The organism is Plantactinospora sp. ZYX-F-223, assembly GCF_039649625.1.
Classification (GTDB): domain Bacteria; phylum Actinomycetota; class Actinomycetes; order Mycobacteriales; family Micromonosporaceae; genus Plantactinospora.
In genome coordinates, this window is the sequence record NZ_JBDJAV010000007.1 from 259,427 (window position 1) to 277,060 (window position 17,634).

Sequence of the window (17,634 nt, forward strand, 5' to 3'; positions counted from 1 at the left end):
TGCAGATTCCACACGAGGGACGTCCTGGGTGAAGCTGCCCGGACTGTGGTGATCCGAGCGATTCGCTCCCCATGTCCGAGCATAAGCGCACGGGAAGCTCCGTCCGGCCGAACTCTCGGATCGCCCGCCCGTCAGGCGCCACCCGGGCGGAGCGCGGATGTCCGGGAGTTCGGCGACTCAGGACGTCGGCCGGTGGCCGGGGATCTCCCGGATCGCGGCGAGGAACCGGGACTGGTCGTCGCGGGTCGCCGGGTTGACGGTCCGGATCCACGAGCCGTCGTCGAAGACGATGGTGGACGGAAATCCCAGCAGCCGGGCCCGGCCACCCTCGGAGTCGATCCGGGCCACCCGAGCACGCGGCATGGTCCAGAGCAGCCGGGGCTGGCGCCGGTCAGGCCGACCCTCGTCGGGCCGGCGGCCCATCCGCAGCAGGTGCAGGTGCGTGTCGGTCACCGCGAGCGGGGTGCCGGTGTAGCGGTCGAGGAAGAGCAGCAGGCTGCCGGCGAGGGTGCCGAGATCGCCGCTGAAGACGTACCGACGCCGGTAGGCGATCTCGGCGAGCTGGTCGGCCAGTGGGCGGTACCGGCTCAACCGGAACAGTGCCCGGAAAGCCTCCTGCTCGTCGGTCAACGCCAGCGGCTCCCGGTGCGGCGGCGGTTCCCGGTGCGGCGGCTGGTGCCGCGGTGCAGGCTCCGGCGTCGTCCGCTCGGGCAGACCGTCGGCGACCGCGGCGGCCCCGGCCGGATGCAGCAGCATGCCCGAGGCGAGCCGGACCGGCGTCATCACCGCGTCCAACCAGGCGGCCGGGTTGACGATGTGCAGCAGTCCGAACAGCGCGCGCGGATCGACCGCCTCGGCCAGCTCGCCGGCCATCCGGTCGGCGATCTGGCTGCCGGCCCGATGTGTCTCTGGAGCACCCAGCGGAGCGAGCCCGACGTAGCGGAGCTGCTCTCCGGGCAGCAGCGGCGCGACGATCAGGCGCTCGGGTTCGTCGCTGGTGCGGAACTCGTCGCGCAGCTCGCGGGCCTTGTCACGGGCAGACCGTACGCCGCCCAGCATCGCCTCGGTGAGCCGACCGAACGGTCCTGCCGTCACACCCTCGCCTCCTCAACCGGCCCGCCGTAGCGCCGGCTGCCCATCGTCCGGTCCCGCCAACCCCGTGGTCGGTTCGGCCGGGCCGGTCCACCGCCCGGGTCACCTGGGTCGGCACCCTGCTCGGCCGCCGGTCTGCACAGGCTAACGGTGCCGCCACGACGGCTCCAAAAGCACGCCGGCGCCCACCTCGGGGGCCGCGCCGACACCGACGGCGGTCGCGGCAACCCCGGAGTGGGCGTCCAGTTCGGACAGCTACGAACGCCGGTACTGGGTCGGCGCGGGTGCGTCGGAGGCCCGGCCGAGCACCCGGGCAAGCCACTCGGTACGGGTTCGGCGCGCGGCGGCCGACACCCCCGCCGTCGGGAACAGGGCGTCGAATCCGTGGAAGCCACCCGCCCAGACGTGCAGTTCCGCCTGGCCGCCGGCCGCCCAGATCCGGCTGGCGTACTCGACGTCCTCGTCGCGGAAGACCTCGGCCGTGCCGGCATCGACGTAGCTGGTCGGCAGGCCCGAGAGGTCGTCGGCCACCGCCGGTGAGACGTAACCGGTCACGTCCCCGTCGGTGAGGTCGCCGAGTACCGACCGCCAGCCGAACTGGTTCATCTCCCGGGTCCAGGGTCCGGGCACGCCGGCGTACTGGCGGCTGGAGGTGCTGTCGTTGCGGTGGTCGAGCATGGGGCAGATCAGCACCTGGGCGGCGATCGCCGGGGTACCTCGATCGCGTGCCATCAGGGTGACCCCGGCGGCGAGGCCACCTCCGGCACTGATGCCCGCGACGACGATACGGGCAGGGTCGATGCCCAGCTCGTCGGCGTGCTCGGCGACCCAGAGCACGCCGTGGTAGCAGTCGTCGACCAGGGTCGTGCCGGTGGCCTCCGGCGCCAACCGGTGGTCCACCGAGACCACCACGGCACCGAACCGGTCGAGCCAGTCCAGCGGGATGTCGAGCTGCGAGAACCGGTCGCCCATGACCATGCCCCCGCCGTGGATCCAGTAGACGCAGGGCGCCGGCACGGCACGGTCGGCGCCGGCGGGAGTCAAGATGGACAGCGGGATCTGCGCCCCGTCCGGGCTCGGGATGGTGACCTCGCGCCGATCGACCGCATGCCCTTCCAGGAGGCTCTCGACCGGCGGCGTCGGGAACCGGCGCAGTTGCGCGAGCACCTCGGAACTGAGCTCGGACCTCAGCGGCAGGTCGGCGAGCAACGCGCGCAGTTCGGGATCGGTGTCGGGTCGGGTACGTGTCACGGTGGGTCCCTTCAGTGAAACTCGGTCAGCTGACCGGGGAGACGGTCGAGCAAGGAATGGCACGTCGGCCCCGTGGCTGCTCGGCGGCGTTGGACAGCGGCGGCGCGGCGAGCAGCAGCTCCACCACCTCGTCGCCGTTCCCGGGCCGGGCGGTCATGGTGGCCCGGAAACCGGGCTCGACGCGGATGGGCGGCCACACCTCTCATTCGCGGAGCAATCGCAGGCTCCTGGGATAGCGACCAACCCATAAAACCATCGTGAGTAGGAGAAATGTCAGAACGATGCTCCTGGACCCTTGCCTGATCCTACTAACACAGCGAGGATCAAGCCGTGATTGAATCAGCTCGTGAGCCTTGACGAGCTAGCCGCACTGATCGCCCGGCACGCCCGACCCGATCAACGCACCCCGATCGAGGGTGTCCTGGTCTCGAAGGTCGAGCGGCCCTATCCGCCGTCGCCGTCGATGTCCGGCACGGTGCTGGCACTCATCGTCCAGGGCGCGAAACGGATCGCGCTGGGTGAGCGGGTCTACGAGTACCGCGCCGGGCAGTACCTCATCGCCTCGGTCGACCTGCCGATCACCGGTCACTTCACCGAGGCCAGCCTCGAACGGCCCGCACTGGGCTTCGGCCTGACCCTGCACCCGGCCACCGTCGCGGAACTGCTGTTGCAGGCGGCCCCGGGGGACCTGCCGCCCGCCGACAGCGGCCCGCCGTCCGGCATGGCCGTCAGCTCCGCACCCGACGAACTCCTCGACGCGGTGATCCGGCTGCTACGCCTGCTCGACCGGCCACGCGACCTGACGGTGCTCGCCCCGCTGATCAAGCGGGAGATCCTGTGGCGGGTCATCACCGGCGAGCAGGGCGGGGCCGTCCGCCAACTCGGCCTCGCCGACAGCAGCCTCAGTCACATCGCCCGGGCGGTCCGGTGGATCCGCGACCACTACACGCAGTCGTTCCGGGTCGACGACGTGGCGCAGCTCGCGGGGATGAGCCCGTCCGCCTTCTACCGCAACTTCCAGGCCGTCACCGCGATGAGCCCGATCCAGTTCCAGAAACAGATCCGGCTCCAGCAGGCCCGGCTCCTGCTCGCCACCCATCCCAACGACGTCACCGGGGTGGGCCACCGGGTCGGCTACGACAGCCCGTCCCAGTTCAGCCGCGAGTACCGCCGCCAGTTCGGCACGGCCCCCAGCCAGGACGCGGCCCGGCTGCGCGGCACCACGCCGGACACCGCACCTGCCGCCCTGGTCTGACTGCCCGCCCCGACCGCCGGGCGCCCCGAGGCGGTTCGTCGCCACCTGCCGAAAATGGTTTGGCTCTCCGCCCGACGGCTCCCTAGGTTCCGGCCATGCAGGGGCAGCCGTACGACCGCACCAAAGATCTCAACCACACGAATCCCACCCGCCGCCGCGGATCGACGGTGGCCCATCCGGCCCAGCCGTGGACATCGAGCACTCACGCGTTTCTGCGGCATCTGGCGGCCGAGGGGTTCGAGGCCGCACCGCGGGTCGTGGGATCGGGGTTCGACGATGCCGGAAACGAGATCTTGAGCTGGATAGACGGCACGATCTTCGCCGAGGCGGTGTGGCCGGATCCGGAACTCTCGCTCCACGATGTCGGGACGACCCTCCGTCGACTGCACGAGCTGGGACGCACGTTCGCACCACCACCGGACGCGCGGTGGATGCCGTGGTCGTTGCGGAGCAGTGCCGCCGACGCGGTGATCAGCCACGGCAACGTCGCGCCCTGGCACGTCGTGTTCCGGCACGGCCGCCCGGTCGGCCTGATCGGCTGGGAATACTCCGGCCCGGTCGACCCCGTCGACGAGATCGCCGTCACCGCCTGGTACTGCGTCCAGATGTTCGACGACGACATCGCCGAACGGATCGGACTCCCACCGGCCGCGACCCGCGCCGAGTGGTTTCGATGCTTCCTCGACGGCTACGGCCTGGCCCGCGCGGCGCGGGCAGACCTCGTCGAGCGGATCCTCCGATTCGCGATCATCGACAACGGCTGGTACGCGCGCACCCAGGGCTTCACCCGGGAGTCACGCAACGGCGAAGGACTCTGGACATTGGCCTGGCAGTCGCGCGCCGCACTCTGGACACTCGAACACCGCGACCTGCTGACCCGGGCAGCCCTGCGATGATCAGCAATCCCACCGGTGGCCCCTCAGCCACGACGACATAGGTCGCGATCGAAGTCATTGCCGCCGGCCGGGCGCCTGACCATTCAGGCCCGAGGTGCTCGGTCACGTCAGGGCCTGCTGCACGCCGACCGGCTCGGACCGGCCGCCGGATGCCCCGTGGAGGCCGCATGGCACCCGGAGCGCCAACTCCGAGCCGTCCTGCCAACCGGGATACCGCGTGGCACCCGTGGGTCCGGCCGAAGGATGGCGCTGACCCAGGCCGGCACGACCGCCACCGCGCCTGCGCCGCTGCGCCGCTGGCCCGCCCCGAGGTCGGTCCGGCGCTCGCGAAGCTGAGACCGCTGGCGCGCGCCGAAGCGTAACCACCGGCGGTGGCGAAGAGGCTTCCGCGCCGGGTGTCCCGGCGCACTTCCCCGCAATCCGGACGCGATCTTGCCTTATTGATAGACACTTCCCTATCCTCGCTGTGGAAAGCGCTTTCCATTCCGCTTCGACGCTGGCGCCCTGTCCACCGCGCCAGCGACCTCGCGGCCGGCGCCGACCGCCGCGAAGGTCCGGGCCGTGGCGGAACCGCGCCCAGATCCGCGTACCGAGGAGCACCGTCCATCCCGGGCGACGGCCGACGGGCGGCGCGGCGGGTCGGCAGTCGGGACCGGGCCGGCGAAATGACCCCGGAAGGTACCGGCAACGCAACACCCCAGCACTTGGAGACGAAGGTGAGGCGGAGATGAGACGACGAACAGTCGCATTGCGACTCCAGGCGGCGCTGGCTACCGGGGCCGTCACGGTCGCGGTCGGCATCGCACTGCCGATGCACCAGGCATCGGCGGCATCCGGCAGCGCCACCGGCTACGCGACCCAGAACGGCGGGACCACCGGCGGCGCGGGCGGGCAGACGGTGCGGGCCAGCACGGGGACCGCGATCCATGCGGCCCTGTGCGGCCGGGCCAGTAGTAGTACCCCGATCATCATCGAGGTCTCGGGGACCATCAACCACGGCAACACCAGCAAGGTGTCGGGCGACAGCTGCAACACCGCCGCCGACAAGATCGAGCTCAAGGAGATCAGCAACGTCACGATCATCGGGGTCGGTGGCGGGGCCGTCTTTGACCAGCTCGGCATCCACATCCGCGACTCCAGCAACATCATCATCCAGAACGTGACCATCCGGAACGTCAAGAAGTCGGGCTCGCCCACGTCCAACGGCGGTGACGCCATCGGCATGGAGAGCACCGTCCGCAACGTCTGGGTCGATCACGTCACCCTGGAGGCGTCGGGTGGGGAGTCGGAGGGCTTCGACGGCCTCTTCGACATGAAGGACAACACCCAGTACGTCACGCTCTCCTACAGCATCCTGCGCAACTCAGGCCGTGGCGGCCTCGTCGGGTCCAGCGAGAGCGACCGCTCGAACGGCTTCATCACGTACCACCACAACCTGTACGAGAACATCGACTCCCGTACCCCGCTGCTCCGGGGCGGCATAGCGCACATCTACAACAACCACTACGTGAGCCTGCACGAGTCCGGCATCAACTCCCGGGCCGGGGCTCGGGCCAGGGTGGAGAACAACTACTTCAGGAACTCCAAGGACGTCCTGGGCACCTTCTACACCTCCGAGGCCGGCTACTGGCAGGTCAGCGGCAACATCTTCGACAACGTGACCTGGTCCAGCCCGGGCAGCGAGAACAACCCCGCCGGCCCCAACCCGCAGTCCAACACCACCGTCAGCATCCCGTACTCCTTCAGCCTGGACGGTGCCAGTTGCGTGCCGGACCTCGTCCGCCAGACGGCGGGCGCCAACACGGGGCTGCGGGTGTCGGACGGCAGCTGCTCGCCGCAGGGACCGACGCCGACGCCGACGAGGCCCACGCCGACGCCTACCTCGCCCACACCCACCCCGACCGCCCCCACGCCGACGCCGACCCAGCCCAGCGGGACCAACCTCAGCATCGGGGCCGGCTCCGACGGATCCAGCAAGGCCGCCGGTACGGGCTACGGCAACGTGCGGGACGGCAACATGAGCACCTACTGGTCACCGGCCGGCTCGACCGGCTCCATCTCGATCAAGTGGGGTTCCGCCACCACTGTTTCCAGGATCAACATCCGTGAGGCGTCAGGCTCTGCGGGCAACATCGGGTCCTGGCGGGTGGTCAACCACGACACCGGCGCCGTCCTGACCTCCGGCAGCGGAGCCGGCGTCATCACCTTCCCCGCGACCTCGCTACGCAAAATCACCTTTGAGATCACCAGTTCGACCGGCACGCCGAGGGTCGCCGAGTTCGAGACCTACGCCGGGTAGCAGCGCCGCCCGCCGTACTCCGGGTCCGACACCACCCGGATGAGCGCCGGGCATCAGAACCCACCCGGCATGGTCCTCGGGGCGGGGCCGTCAGCCACGACGGGCCCCGCCCCGGCCGATCCGGATCCAGAACGGCGGCCGGGTGGCGGCCGCCGGACCGGGCCGCCGCGCCGCGGCCGGACCCTCCGCCGACCACGGGTTCGCGCTCCGTGAGCGATTCCGGCCGAGGAGCGGGTTCAAGCGAAACGCGTTTACGCACTTCAATGGAAATCCAAGCGACCGCAACAGCGGCCGACGAATCAGTTAACGTCACTGTACGGGTTGGCGGGCCATTGCTTGTGACAATTGTCTCACTCGACAGGACGCCGCCCATCCCGTCGCCATGCGGCTCGGGCATTCACCTCCCGAACGTCCTCGGGTGCGGATGCGAGAACCATCACGCGGTCTACTCGGCCACGCCCGAGGTCCGACTGCCGCATTAGGTCGACCACCTTCACGGGGCGCCGGGGCACGGGATTCCACCCCGCCGCGCCGCGGGGACGCCACCGGGACCACGCCGGCCAGCCCTCACCGGCAGCATGGCGTCACCTTGCGCCGGGCGGTCCTTCGTCGCGCAGGACCAGCACACCCACCTCTGGACGGCACCGGGCCGGAGGGCCGGCACACCGGCCGGGCCGGGTCCACATGGCACGGTCACCGTCGTCGACGACACCCCGACCCCTCCCCGACCCCGGCGACTCCCTGGGGATCTTGTTCGCTCTGGGTGATCGACTCGGCCGGGGCAATCATTACGACCGGCAAGCGGACGCGGTATGTCCGCACTTCACAGAAAGGAGCTCAGTTACACAGAGAACAATCGAGATACGTCAATATTACGCTGCGCGATAATCGGCCACGCCGGTGCCGGTGTTCCGTTGAGGGAAGCCGCCGCTCACGCGCCCGGAAAGCCCTTCCTCACATTGACACCCAGGGGCGGATTGGGTCACTCTATGCCGCATGAACTCGGACCATCGGCCGGACCGGGCGGTGACCGTCCCGTGGTCCGAGGGCTCCCGCAGACGAGATTTGCGGTTTGGCGAGTTCCTCTGTGGACTGTGGGCCGACGCGTGCGATGCGCTCACGGTGCCCGCCGAGGAGGCCGCGCGCACCACCCAGGAGTTGCGCGAGATGCTTCCCGCGTGGGCCGGCGAACGGATCGGGGACGCGCCGCGCCAACCGTCGTTCGTCGCCGCCGACGGGTTTCCAGCCGAGATGTCACTGAACTGGTCGGGCGGGCGGCCCGAGCTCCGGATACTGGTCGACTGCCTGTCCGACGCGGACAGCCTGCGGTCCACCCTGACCACGACCTCGCGTCGCTTCCGCCAGCTGAGCGAGATCTTCGCGGCGGCCCCCCTGTGGTATTCGATGGCGTGGCGTCCGCCCGGCCGAGTGGCCCGCAAGGCGTACTTCGGGTTGTACACCTGGCCGGCCGAGCGGCGCTTCGCCGCGCTGGACCAGGCAATGCAGCGGCTGGGCATAGCGGAGGCGTGGAACGACGCCCGCCGGCGGGTGGACGCGGACGGCCGCAGCGACCGGCGTGAGGTCGAGTTCCTCGGGCTCGACCTGACCGACACGGCGGAGTCCCGGGTGAAGATCTACTACCGGAACCACGACGTCGACATCCACGAGCTGAACCGCATGGCGTCGGTGGCGGTGGACCACAACACCGAAGAGGCGCTGTCCGCGTACCGGACGCTGGCCGGGGCGCGTGCCGACGCCGGGCGGGAGGCGCTGACCTGCCTCGCGTTCCGGTCCGGGCTGCGCCGGGCCGCCGAGTCCACGACGTACCTGCGGATGTCGAGCCTGGCCTCGGGGGACCAGGAGGCGGTGGATCGTGCCGCGGATCTGCTGCGCCGTCAGGGCGTGGACCCACGGCCGTTGTACGCCGTCGCCGCCGCGCTGGCCCCGACGAGCCTGCCGGAGAGCCGGGGCCTCCTGGAGCTGGTCAGCTACCGGGCGGCGCGACGCCCGAGCGACCTGACCACCTACTTCCGCTTCCCCGTCTATCCCCAGCCCGCGCCCCTGCCGGTCGCAGCTGTCGACCTCGTGGAGAGGAGCACCACCTTGAGCCACCCCGACGTGCAGCGCGTCGCCGACTACAACGCCGCGCGGCAAGAGGAGTACGAAGCGTCCCGGCTCATCCGGCTGTTGGCGGACGAGACGACGCCGGACACCACCAAGAAGGCCGTACTGACCTACCTTCAGCCCTGGTCGAACGCCTTCCAGCGCATGATCAGCGCTCGCGTCACGTACGAGTCCGACCTCTCCCTCCGGACGATCGCCCTCGAACACCAGAAGGAGGAGATCGGCCACGACGAGATCCTGGCCCGAACCCGGGCGGAGGACCAGCGGGTGGTCTGGGATCCGATCATCGAGGCGGGTGCCTCCTGGTTCGTCGACCAGTTCGCCACCCTTCCGGGCGTGCAGCGCGCGATCCTCGCACACCTGGCCCTGGAGGCCGGCAGCCTCGCCCTGAGCAAGGCCGGTGTCCAGGCCTTCCCGAACGACCCGTACTTCTCGCTGCACGACGAGGCCGACGTCGAGCACCTCGAGATGGGCTACCAGATCCTCCGGCAGCGCACCGACTGGACCGTGGACGAGATCGTGACCGTACTCGATCGCGCCTGGCAGGTGATCACCGTGGTCTCCGACCGCATCGCCGAGTGCGCCCTCCGCGACACCGCCACGTGAGCGCTCTCCTCGGATCCGACCCGGCGGCCGAGGCCCGGGCGGTCGCGCTGGACGCCGCCCACGCCTACCGGACCGTCTTCGCCGACCGCTTCGTCGCCGCCTACGCGCTGGGCAGCCTCGCGCATGGCGGCTACGCCCCGGCGGTCAGCGACATCGACCTGGCGGTCATCCTCACCGACACCCGCGGCGGGGACGCCGACACCGTCGCGGAAACCAGCCGGGGCCTGCGCGAACGTACCGAACTGCACCGCAAGCTCTCGGTGTTCTGGGGCTCCCTGGTCGCGCTGCGCCAGGGTCGCGACGACGGGCGGTTCCCCGCCATCGACCGCCTCGACCTGGCCGATCACGGTCTGCTCCTGCTCGGCTCCGACGTGGCCCGGCAGGTCGCCGTCCCCACCGCTGGCGAGTTGCTCGTCGACAGCGCGGGGTTCGCCGTCGACGTGCTGGCCACCGACGAGGTGATCGCGGAGATCCACCGACCCCGCCGGCTCCTCGACGACCCGGTGTGGTTCACCAAGGCCGTACTCTTCCCGGTCCGCTTCTTCTACAGCAGCGCCATGACCATGGGGCGTGCCGCCACCAACGACGAGGCCATCGCCTGGTATCTGGCCCAGCCTGGCGCCGTCGCGACGCCCCTGGTCCGGCTGGCCGCAAGGGTCAGGGCAGGAGCGCCGCTGGACCCGGCGGAGGCGGCGCCCCTGCTGGCCACCAGCCTCCGCCACCTCTACCAGCGTTACGCCGAAGACCAGGCACGGCGCCTGCGCCAGGCGGACGCGCCGGGCCTGGTGGCCGCCTTCACCCGGTGGCGGCGCCGACTGGGCGACTGACTACCGGTGGCGGCGCCGGCTCGGCGACTGAGTCCGAGCCGGCTTCCTCAGCTGACGACCGGCATCCGGGCAAGCGCGTGCCGGACCAGTCCGATCAGCGCCTGCTTGCTGGACTCCCGGTCGCGAGCGTCGCACCAGAGGAGCGGAACCGTGTCGTCGAGCTTCAGCGCGGACCGGATCTCCGCCTCGGTGTAGAGACACTCGCCGAAGAACCGGTTCACCGCGGCGACGAACGGGATTCCCCGCCGCTCGAAATAGTCGACCGCGGGAAAACTGGTGTCCAGCCGCCGGGTGTCGATCAGCACGACCGCGCCGACCGCCCCCTGCGCCAGTTCGTCCCAGATGAACCAGAACCGGTCCTGCCCGGGTGTACCGAACAGATAGAGCACCACGTCGTTGGTGATGGTGATCCGGCCGAAGTCGAGCGCGACGGTCGTACGCGTCTTGCCCTCCACCCCGGTGACGTCGTCCACGCCGACGCTGGCCTGGGTCAGCACCTCCTCGGTGGTCAGCGGCGGAATCTCGCTGACCGAGCCGACCAGGGTGGTCTTGCCCGTACCGAAGCCGCCCGCCACGACGACCTTGACCGACTTGCGATCCACGTTCCAGCCCTTTGCCTAGAGTCTCTCGAGACCAGCGAGAACCGTTTCCAGAAGCCGCCGATCCGCGATCTTCTGCTGTGCCGGAGCGCCGACGCGCAGGTAGCCCTGCTCGAGCAGCACGTCCACCATGACCTTTGTGATGGTGAGTGGTCGGTGCAGATAGGCGCCGATCTCGGCAATCGATACCCAGCGGGCGCAGCGGTCGATGATCTCCCGGTACTCCAGCTCCAGTCGACTCGGGTCGACCGGCAGGGCAATGACCTGGGTGGCCAGGTCGAGGTTCGTGTTGCGCGGACTCGTCCGCCCGTTGACGAGGATGTAGAGCGGGACTAACCGCCCGGCCTGCGCCTCGTCGTCGCCGTCCCACACGTCATACGCCATAACCCCTGCCCTGCTGACCGTTGACGACCGTTGCGGTCCGGCGTACCTCGGCGCCGAGGTGCTCGCCGATCCGGGTCACCAGCCGGCTCATCTCGTACGCGACGGTTCCCATGTCGACGCTCTGCTCACAGAGTACGGCCAGCCGGGCGTTCTGGCCGGCGGCCGCGACGAACAGGGTCCGGCCGTCGTACTCGATGATGACCTGCTGCACCTGCCCGCTGTCGAACCGTCGGCCCATCCCGGCGGCGACGCTGTGCAACGAGGATGCGCCGGCTGCCAGGAGCTCCGCCGCATCCTGGGTCAGCGAGGTGGATTTCTGGACGATCAGCCCGTCGGTTGACAGGACAACGGCGTAGACAACGTCGGGAACTTCTACTAGCTCGTCCAGCATCCAGGTGAGGTCGTTCCCGGAGGTCGAGTTGGTCACGCTTTGCCGCCTTGGTTGTTGTCGCTGGTTGACGCTTCGTCGTTGCCGTCCGCCTTACCGGCGGCCCACGCCCGCTGGTACCTCGTGAAGCGGTCCCGGGCCTCCTCCGGCGACCGCGCCGTCCCGGCCGCCGGCGACGCACTGCCGGTGGCCTTGGTGTCGTCGCGCAGTTCGGGCGCGATGTGCTGTTGCGGCTGCCGGCTCGGCAGGGGCGGACGGGAGACCGGCCGCGGCGCGCCCGCGTCGGCCGGGCGGGGAGCGGAGGTCTTCGGTGTGCTGGCGCTGCCGTTGGCCTGACGCTCACTCATCATGTCGCCCGCCCGATCGGTTCGTCGGTTGTCGGCCGTTCGAGGGTCGCGGCGTGCCTGGGTCGATCCGTTCGTGACCGTGCCGACCGCGCCACCCGGGCCGCCGGCCGCGGGGCGTGGAGCTCGCTGGCCTGCCCCGGCCCGGGCCGGAACCGCCCCGGCCATCGCCGGCAGTTGGAGGTCGGGATCCGTCCGGTCCGCACCGGGGCCGGGGAGTTCGGGGGTGATCAGCCGATCGGGCAGCAGCACGATGGCGAGCAGGCCACCATAGGCAGAGGTACGAAGGCTCACCTGGATGCCGTCGCGCTTGGCAAGCTCGGCGACGACGTGCAGACCGACCTGCGCACCGTCCTTCAGCGCCGCCACGTCCGGGATGGGCGCCTTCGCCAGCAGGTCGTTCGCGCTCTCCAGCGCGTCGGCGTTCATCCCCACGCCGCCGTCCTCGATCTCGATCGCGACGCCGTGCTTGACCTCGTTACAGGTCACCCAGACCGTCGTCTTCGGCGGGGAGAAGGCGAGCGCGTTGTCCAGCAACTCGGCCAGCAGGTGGATGGTGCCGGCGACGGCACGGCCGGTCAGCGCCAGGTCGGGCGCGCCACGCAGGGTGATCCGCTGGTAATGCTGCGCCTCCGCGAACGCGGCCAGCAGCACCCGGCGGATCGGGACGGGGTTCTGGAACCGGCGGCCGATCTGTCCACCGGCGAGGATGACCAGGTTCTCCAGGAAGCGCCGGGTCTGGGTGAGCTGGTGGTTGATGTCGAAGAGTTCGGTCAGCAGCTTCTCGTCGCCGACCCGGTCCTGCAACTCCTCGATCACCTTCAGGCCGCGCTGCAACGGACGTTGCGGACGGCGGGCCACGCCCATCAGCATCGCGATACCGGCGGCCCGGGTCTTCGCCTCGTCGATCGCGGCGGCCGCGGCCGCCTTCAGGGACCTGTTGATGACCGCGGCGACCTGGCCGATCTCGTCGCTGCCGTAGTCGTGGCTGGGCAACTCGACCGCGAGGTCGACCTTCTCGCGGCGCCGCAGCCGCGCCATCATCAGCGGGAGGCGCTCGTCCACGATCGCGGCGGCGTCCTGGCCCAGCTTGGCCAACCGGATGGAGAGGGCCTGGTCCACCAGGATGTGTGACTGGCGGAGCGCCCACAGGATCGCGGCGATCGCGATCGACAACGCGAGCAGACTGCCGAGCGACGCGGTCAACAACTGGTTGTTACCGGTATGGAGGGCCTCGGCCGAGACCCCGTCGGCCTGCAACACCGCCAGGCTGATCAGGTCGTCGGAGACCTGCCGGGTGAGCGTCTCCCAGCGGGTCCGGTTGACCGGGAGCCCCCGGGGCACGCCGTCGTCCCAGGCGCCGGCCGCGATCAGTGCGTTCTCCGCAGCGACGAGTTCCTTCCATGGACCACTGGCCGTGATGGCCTCGTACCGCTCTCGCGCGGATGGTTCGAGGTGCGGCGCGATGTTGGTGAGCGCGGCACGGTAGGCGCCGACCAGGGCCACGAACTCCAGGTGACTCTGCTCGGTGAGCGTACGGGAGCTGAACGCGCCGTCGATCGTGGAGCCGGCCCGGGACATCTGGTCGCTGACCCGGAACGCCTCCGTCGCCGTGACGCCGCCGAGGCTCGCCGCGACGTCGGGCACCACCCGGGCCTGGGTGTCGAAGAGCGTGGTCGCGGCAGCCAGCAGTCCATTGTAGAAGTCGTAGACCCGGGAGCCGCCGGCCGTCCTGGAGTCGATCGTCGCCCGTACGTTCGGCAGCTGGTCGAGCTGGTCCGTCAACGCCTGCCAACGGGTGGTGATGGACTGTGGGGCGCTGGCCAGCGCCTCCTTGGCGGCACTGCGCAGCTCGATCAGTCGCTGGTCGGTCTGCTTCCGCTGGTCGGCCAGCGGCTGCAGGTCCCTCGACGGCTGGGCCAGATAGGTGACACTCAGCCGGCGCTCCTGCTGGAGTGAGGCCAACGCGGGAACCGCCGGGATCGATACGTTACGGACGCTGTTGGCGACCTCGCGGTTGTAAAAACCTTGGAAAACAAGGTATCCGGAGGCTACGAGCCAGATGACGACGGCGACGACACTGGGGATGAGCACCAGTCTGATGACGCGCCGCCTGATCGACTGCTGCCGACCACGCCGACGACTCGCCGTCGACTGATGCTGCACTTCCGGATCAGGTTGCCGGCTCGTGCTGTCGGCTTGCTTGTCCGCCAACTTCGATCCAATCGTGGGCAGCCCGGAGGAACCAGCGGCTTGGGACGGCCGGCCGGTGCCGATGTGTGGGCAACCCTACCAATCTGTCCGGTCTCGCACTAGCCCGTCCGGCCAGACCCCGAATCAGCCGTTCGCCCGTGCCCGCCGGGCCGATGCCACCCCTCGGCGGGCCCGGCGAGGTCGGTCGCGACATCCACAGTGGATGCGGTCGGCCGACGCACCTGCCCCCGCTCGTGGGCCGGGCGGCGTAGCGTTTCTGGACGGCACCGCAGCGCCTCGGCCGTCATATTCCCGACCTGAGTTGCCGCAGCCTGTGACGGGATCCGGACGGCCGGGCCGGCTGAAATCCGGAGCCGCCGTCGCCGGATAAGGAGGTTACACGCCGCCCCTCGGTGGCGGCCCCGGTCCCCCACCGCTCCGCTCCCACCTGGTCCGGCCAGGGAACGGACCGACCCAGCTGGGTTTTCGCCGTCACCGTGGCGCTGGCCGGATCACGCCCTTGGCGGCGACATCGAGGCACCGTGGTCACGGTGCCACATGCCGGCGACGACGGCACCGTGTGACGATGCGTGGTCATTCATCTGTGCCCGGTGATTGACAGATCGATCATGGCGGCTCGAAGATTTATCCAGCCTGGGCAGTGGGCGACGACCGCCGCCGGTCGGGCGGTATTTGCATCCTGCGTGTCATCCAACGGTTCGCCGTGTCTCGGCGGCCGATCCCGAGAGGGAGAACTGCGCAGAAAGGAATGCAACGTCATGTCAGATCTTCCTGGCCCCGGGTGGCGGCGCCGCGTCTTCCTCGCGGCATCGGTCGCCCTCGCCGGCCTGCTACTGGTCACCCCGGCCTCGGCGGTCGCGCCCGACCCGGGTTCGTCGGGTTCGGCTTCCGGCGGGGACATCGAGCTCGGACGGCTCGCAGGCGAGGAGACGAGCGTCGTAGAGGTTCTGCTCGCCGACAGTAACGAGTTGGACAAACTGGTCGCTACCGGCGTCGATCTCGACCACCACGTGAGCCGCACCCCGAGCGGCATCGTGGTGCACGCCGTCGTCACCCCGAACGAGGTCGCCACGTTGCGGGCGCGCGGCTACCGGCTGGGCGACGTGCTCTTCACCCCGGACGACTCGGCGCAGCGGATCGCGGAGCGCGAGGCGACCATCGCGGCCCACGTCGCGGAGAACGAGGCGCTCACCGAGAACCAGGCGCGCCGGGGCACCCAGGCGACCTCCGACGTCAAGATCATCCGAGCCGACTACTACACCTCCGGCACCGATCAGGTCCTCTCCGTCGAGGCGAAGTGGGCGCAGGGGCAGACCGCCACCGACGCCCTCACCGTCACCCGGGACAGCGGTCCCGGCACGCCGATGGGCTCCGGTGGCACCCAGACAATCTCGCGCTTCGTGGACGCCGGGGTGTATCTCTACCACCGTGGCGCGTCGACGGTGACGGCCCGCCCGAACTACGTCCAGATCACGAGCCCCGGTGGCGGCGTGGCGGTGGCCAAGGTGAACCACTGGCTGCCCATCCCGAGGGAGAACCCGGAGGGGCCCGGCTACCAGAAGGACTTCGTCGCCAGCTACCTGACCCCGACCGAACTCTACGACCGGATCCACCAGCTCGCCGCGCAGTACCCGAAGCTGGCCGAGATCGTCGAGTTGCCGTACAAGACGAACGGCTATCGGCGTAAGGCGCAGGCCGTACTCGGCAGCGCGAACGCGAGCCGGGTGGCGGTCGACTCCCGGGCCTGGGGGCACGAGGGCGGCAACGAGGTCTCCGTCGAGCTCGCCGACCCCGGTGCCGCCGGCCAGCCGCTCTCGGTCGGCGTGACCGGCAACGCGATCCGGGTCAGCCTGGCCACCGACGCCACCGGCGCGGTGACCAGCACCGCCGCCGAGGTCGTCGCGGCGCTGAACGCCACCGCCGGATCGCTCGTCGCCGCGTACACCTACCGGGGTGACGCCGGTGCCGGCCTCGTCGCGCCGGCCGCGCCGACGCCGCTGACCGACGGCCTGAGCGCCCCGGCCAGCGTCTCGCGTGATCCGCATCCGGTGTACGCGATCCGGATCGGCAAGCACCGCAACAGCTCCAAGCTGGGTGTCCTCGCCTACGCCCAGGAGCACGCGCGCGAATGGGTGCCGCCGCTGGTCACGATCGAGACCGCCGAGCGGCTGCTGCGCAACTACGGCCACGACCGCCGGACCAGGGACCTCCTGGACAACCTCGACATCTGGATCGCCCCGTCGATCAACCCCGACGGCGGCCACTACTCGTTCTACGACTTCAACTCGCAGCGCAAGAACATGACGAACCACTGCCCGCAGACCGGGTCGGCGGACGCTCTCGGCCGCAACTCGTGGGGCGTGGACAACAACCGCAACTACACCGAGTACAGCCTCTTCGACGGCTACTCGGGTGCGTCGCCGAGCTGCACCAGCGGCACCTACGCCGGGCCGAGCGAGCTGTCGGAGCCGGAGAACAGGAACCTCGACTGGCTCGCCTCCCGGCCGAACATCAAGTTCTCGATGAACCTGCACTCCTCCGGCAACTACTTCATGTGGTCGCCGGGCGCGTACGCGACGCCGGGCCGGATCTCGGCACCCCGGCCGACCCTCGGCGAGGAGTCGTTCTTCTGGGGCGCCTCGTCGCGGATCCTGACCTCGATCAAGCGGCACCGGAACATGGCGGTCACCCCGGCGCGTACCGGTCCGATCTCCGACGTGCTCTACTCGGCGGCGGGGAACTCCGGCGACATGCTCTGGTACAAGTACGGCATCTACGCCTGGAACTTCGAGGTCGGCACCTCGTTCCAGCCGGAGTGGGCCGAGGCGCACGACGAGACGATGGAGTTCGCCAACGGCCTCGTCGAGCTGATGCGGGTGGCGCGGGACTTCGACACCGACCGCAGGCGGCCGGAGAGCGACCTGTCGGTGACCCGCAGCGCCACGCCCGGGATGGTGGACGTCACGTTCGAGGTGAGCGAACCGGCGGCGGTCTTCTACACGCTGGACGGCCGCAAGCCGACGTACTCGTCCACGCTCTACGGCTCGGCCGGCATCCGCGAGGGCGGGGAGACCCTGACCGTCCCGTACGGAACCAGGATCAACTGGTTCTCGGTGGACGCCGCCGGCAACGTCGAGAACAACTACCGTCCCGACGGCCGGGGCAAGAACTACCGCAAGGGCGTCGCCATCCCACCCAGGCGGTGATGACCGCGCCGTTGATCCGACGGTCCAGCGGCCGCGGCACCTCCGGGTGCCGCGGCCGCGCCGGGAGCCGGGTGCTCGGGGTACCCGGACATCCGGGCGACCGCCATCCCGCGCGGCCCCCCCCCCCCCCCCCCCCCCCCCCCGCCGGT

Annotated in this window: 13 protein-coding genes; 6 read left to right on the forward strand and 7 right to left on the reverse strand. The window is 70.2% G+C overall.

The window, feature by feature from the left end; all coding sequences use genetic code 11:
• Window positions 1–177 precede the first annotated feature (177 nt).
• From AAH979_RS10045 to AAH979_RS10055, 3 genes are all read right to left on the reverse strand, one after another.
• Complete coding sequence (locus AAH979_RS10045) at window positions 178–1,095, reverse strand: hypothetical protein (RefSeq protein ID WP_346257793.1); 918 nt, start codon at window positions 1,093–1,095, stop codon at window positions 178–180.
• Window positions 1,096–1,347: 252 nt separating this feature from the next.
• Complete coding sequence (locus AAH979_RS10050) at window positions 1,348–2,343, reverse strand: alpha/beta hydrolase (protein ID WP_346257794.1); 996 nt, start codon at window positions 2,341–2,343, stop codon at window positions 1,348–1,350.
• Window positions 2,344–2,368: 25 nt separating this feature from the next.
• Entirely contained in the window at window positions 2,369–2,542 is a 174-nt protein-coding gene (locus tag AAH979_RS10055; protein ID WP_346257795.1) for a hypothetical protein, read from the reverse strand.
• A 147-nt stretch (window positions 2,543–2,689) separates the two neighbouring features.
• Here AAH979_RS10055 and AAH979_RS10060 point away from each other — a divergent pair, with 147 nt between their 5' ends.
• The 5 genes from AAH979_RS10060 to AAH979_RS10080 all read left to right on the forward strand — a co-directional run bounded on the left by AAH979_RS10060 (window position 2,690) and on the right by AAH979_RS10080 (window position 10,350).
• Entirely contained in the window at window positions 2,690–3,598 is a 909-nt protein-coding gene (locus AAH979_RS10060; protein WP_346257796.1) for an AraC family transcriptional regulator, read from the forward strand.
• A 95-nt stretch (window positions 3,599–3,693) separates the two neighbouring features.
• Window positions 3,694–4,494 carry an aminoglycoside phosphotransferase family protein gene (locus AAH979_RS10065; RefSeq protein ID WP_346257797.1) on the forward strand — a complete coding sequence of 267 codons (801 nt, stop codon included), beginning with the start codon at window positions 3,694–3,696 and terminating at the stop codon, window positions 4,492–4,494.
• A gap of 727 nt (window positions 4,495–5,221) precedes the next feature.
• Window positions 5,222–6,793: a pectate lyase gene (locus AAH979_RS10070; protein ID WP_346257798.1), complete on the forward strand. Its 1,572-nt coding sequence runs from the start codon at window positions 5,222–5,224 to the stop codon at window positions 6,791–6,793.
• A 996-nt stretch (window positions 6,794–7,789) separates the two neighbouring features.
• The gene (locus AAH979_RS10075) at window positions 7,790–9,523 is read left to right on the forward strand and encodes a hypothetical protein (RefSeq protein WP_346257799.1); all 1,734 of its coding nucleotides are present in this window, start codon (window positions 7,790–7,792) and stop codon (window positions 9,521–9,523) included.
• On the forward strand, window positions 9,520–10,350 hold the full coding sequence (locus tag AAH979_RS10080; protein WP_346257800.1) for a hypothetical protein: 831 nt from the start codon (window positions 9,520–9,522) through the stop codon (window positions 10,348–10,350). Before AAH979_RS10075 ends, AAH979_RS10080 begins: the two co-directional genes overlap by 4 nt.
• Window positions 10,351–10,397: 47 nt before the next feature.
• On the opposite strand, the gene AAH979_RS10085 is transcribed toward AAH979_RS10080, so the two are convergent.
• Genes AAH979_RS10085 through AAH979_RS10100 form a run of 4 tightly spaced genes read right to left on the reverse strand, consistent with a single transcriptional unit; the run spans window position 10,398 to window position 14,279 of the window.
• Complete coding sequence (locus tag AAH979_RS10085) at window positions 10,398–10,952, reverse strand: ATP/GTP-binding protein (protein WP_346257801.1); 555 nt, start codon at window positions 10,950–10,952, stop codon at window positions 10,398–10,400.
• A gap of 15 nt (window positions 10,953–10,967) precedes the next feature.
• Window positions 10,968–11,333, reverse strand: coding sequence for a DUF742 domain-containing protein (locus tag AAH979_RS10090; protein ID WP_346257802.1), 366 nt, complete (start codon window positions 11,331–11,333; stop codon window positions 10,968–10,970).
• Complete coding sequence (locus AAH979_RS10095; RefSeq protein ID WP_346257803.1) at window positions 11,323–11,760, reverse strand: roadblock/LC7 domain-containing protein; 438 nt, start codon at window positions 11,758–11,760, stop codon at window positions 11,323–11,325. The genes AAH979_RS10090 and AAH979_RS10095 overlap by 11 nt, the downstream gene beginning before the upstream one ends.
• The gene (locus AAH979_RS10100) at window positions 11,757–14,279 is read right to left on the reverse strand and encodes a nitrate- and nitrite sensing domain-containing protein (RefSeq protein WP_346257804.1); all 2,523 of its coding nucleotides are present in this window, start codon (window positions 14,277–14,279) and stop codon (window positions 11,757–11,759) included. Before AAH979_RS10100 ends, AAH979_RS10095 begins: the two co-directional genes overlap by 4 nt.
• 758 nt (window positions 14,280–15,037) lie before the next feature.
• Between AAH979_RS10100 and AAH979_RS10105 the strand changes: the two genes are divergently transcribed.
• A complete protein-coding gene (locus tag AAH979_RS10105) occupies window positions 15,038–17,485 on the forward strand; it encodes a M14 family metallopeptidase (RefSeq protein ID WP_346257805.1) in 2,448 nt (815 codons plus the stop codon).
• Window positions 17,486–17,634 lie beyond the last annotated feature (149 nt).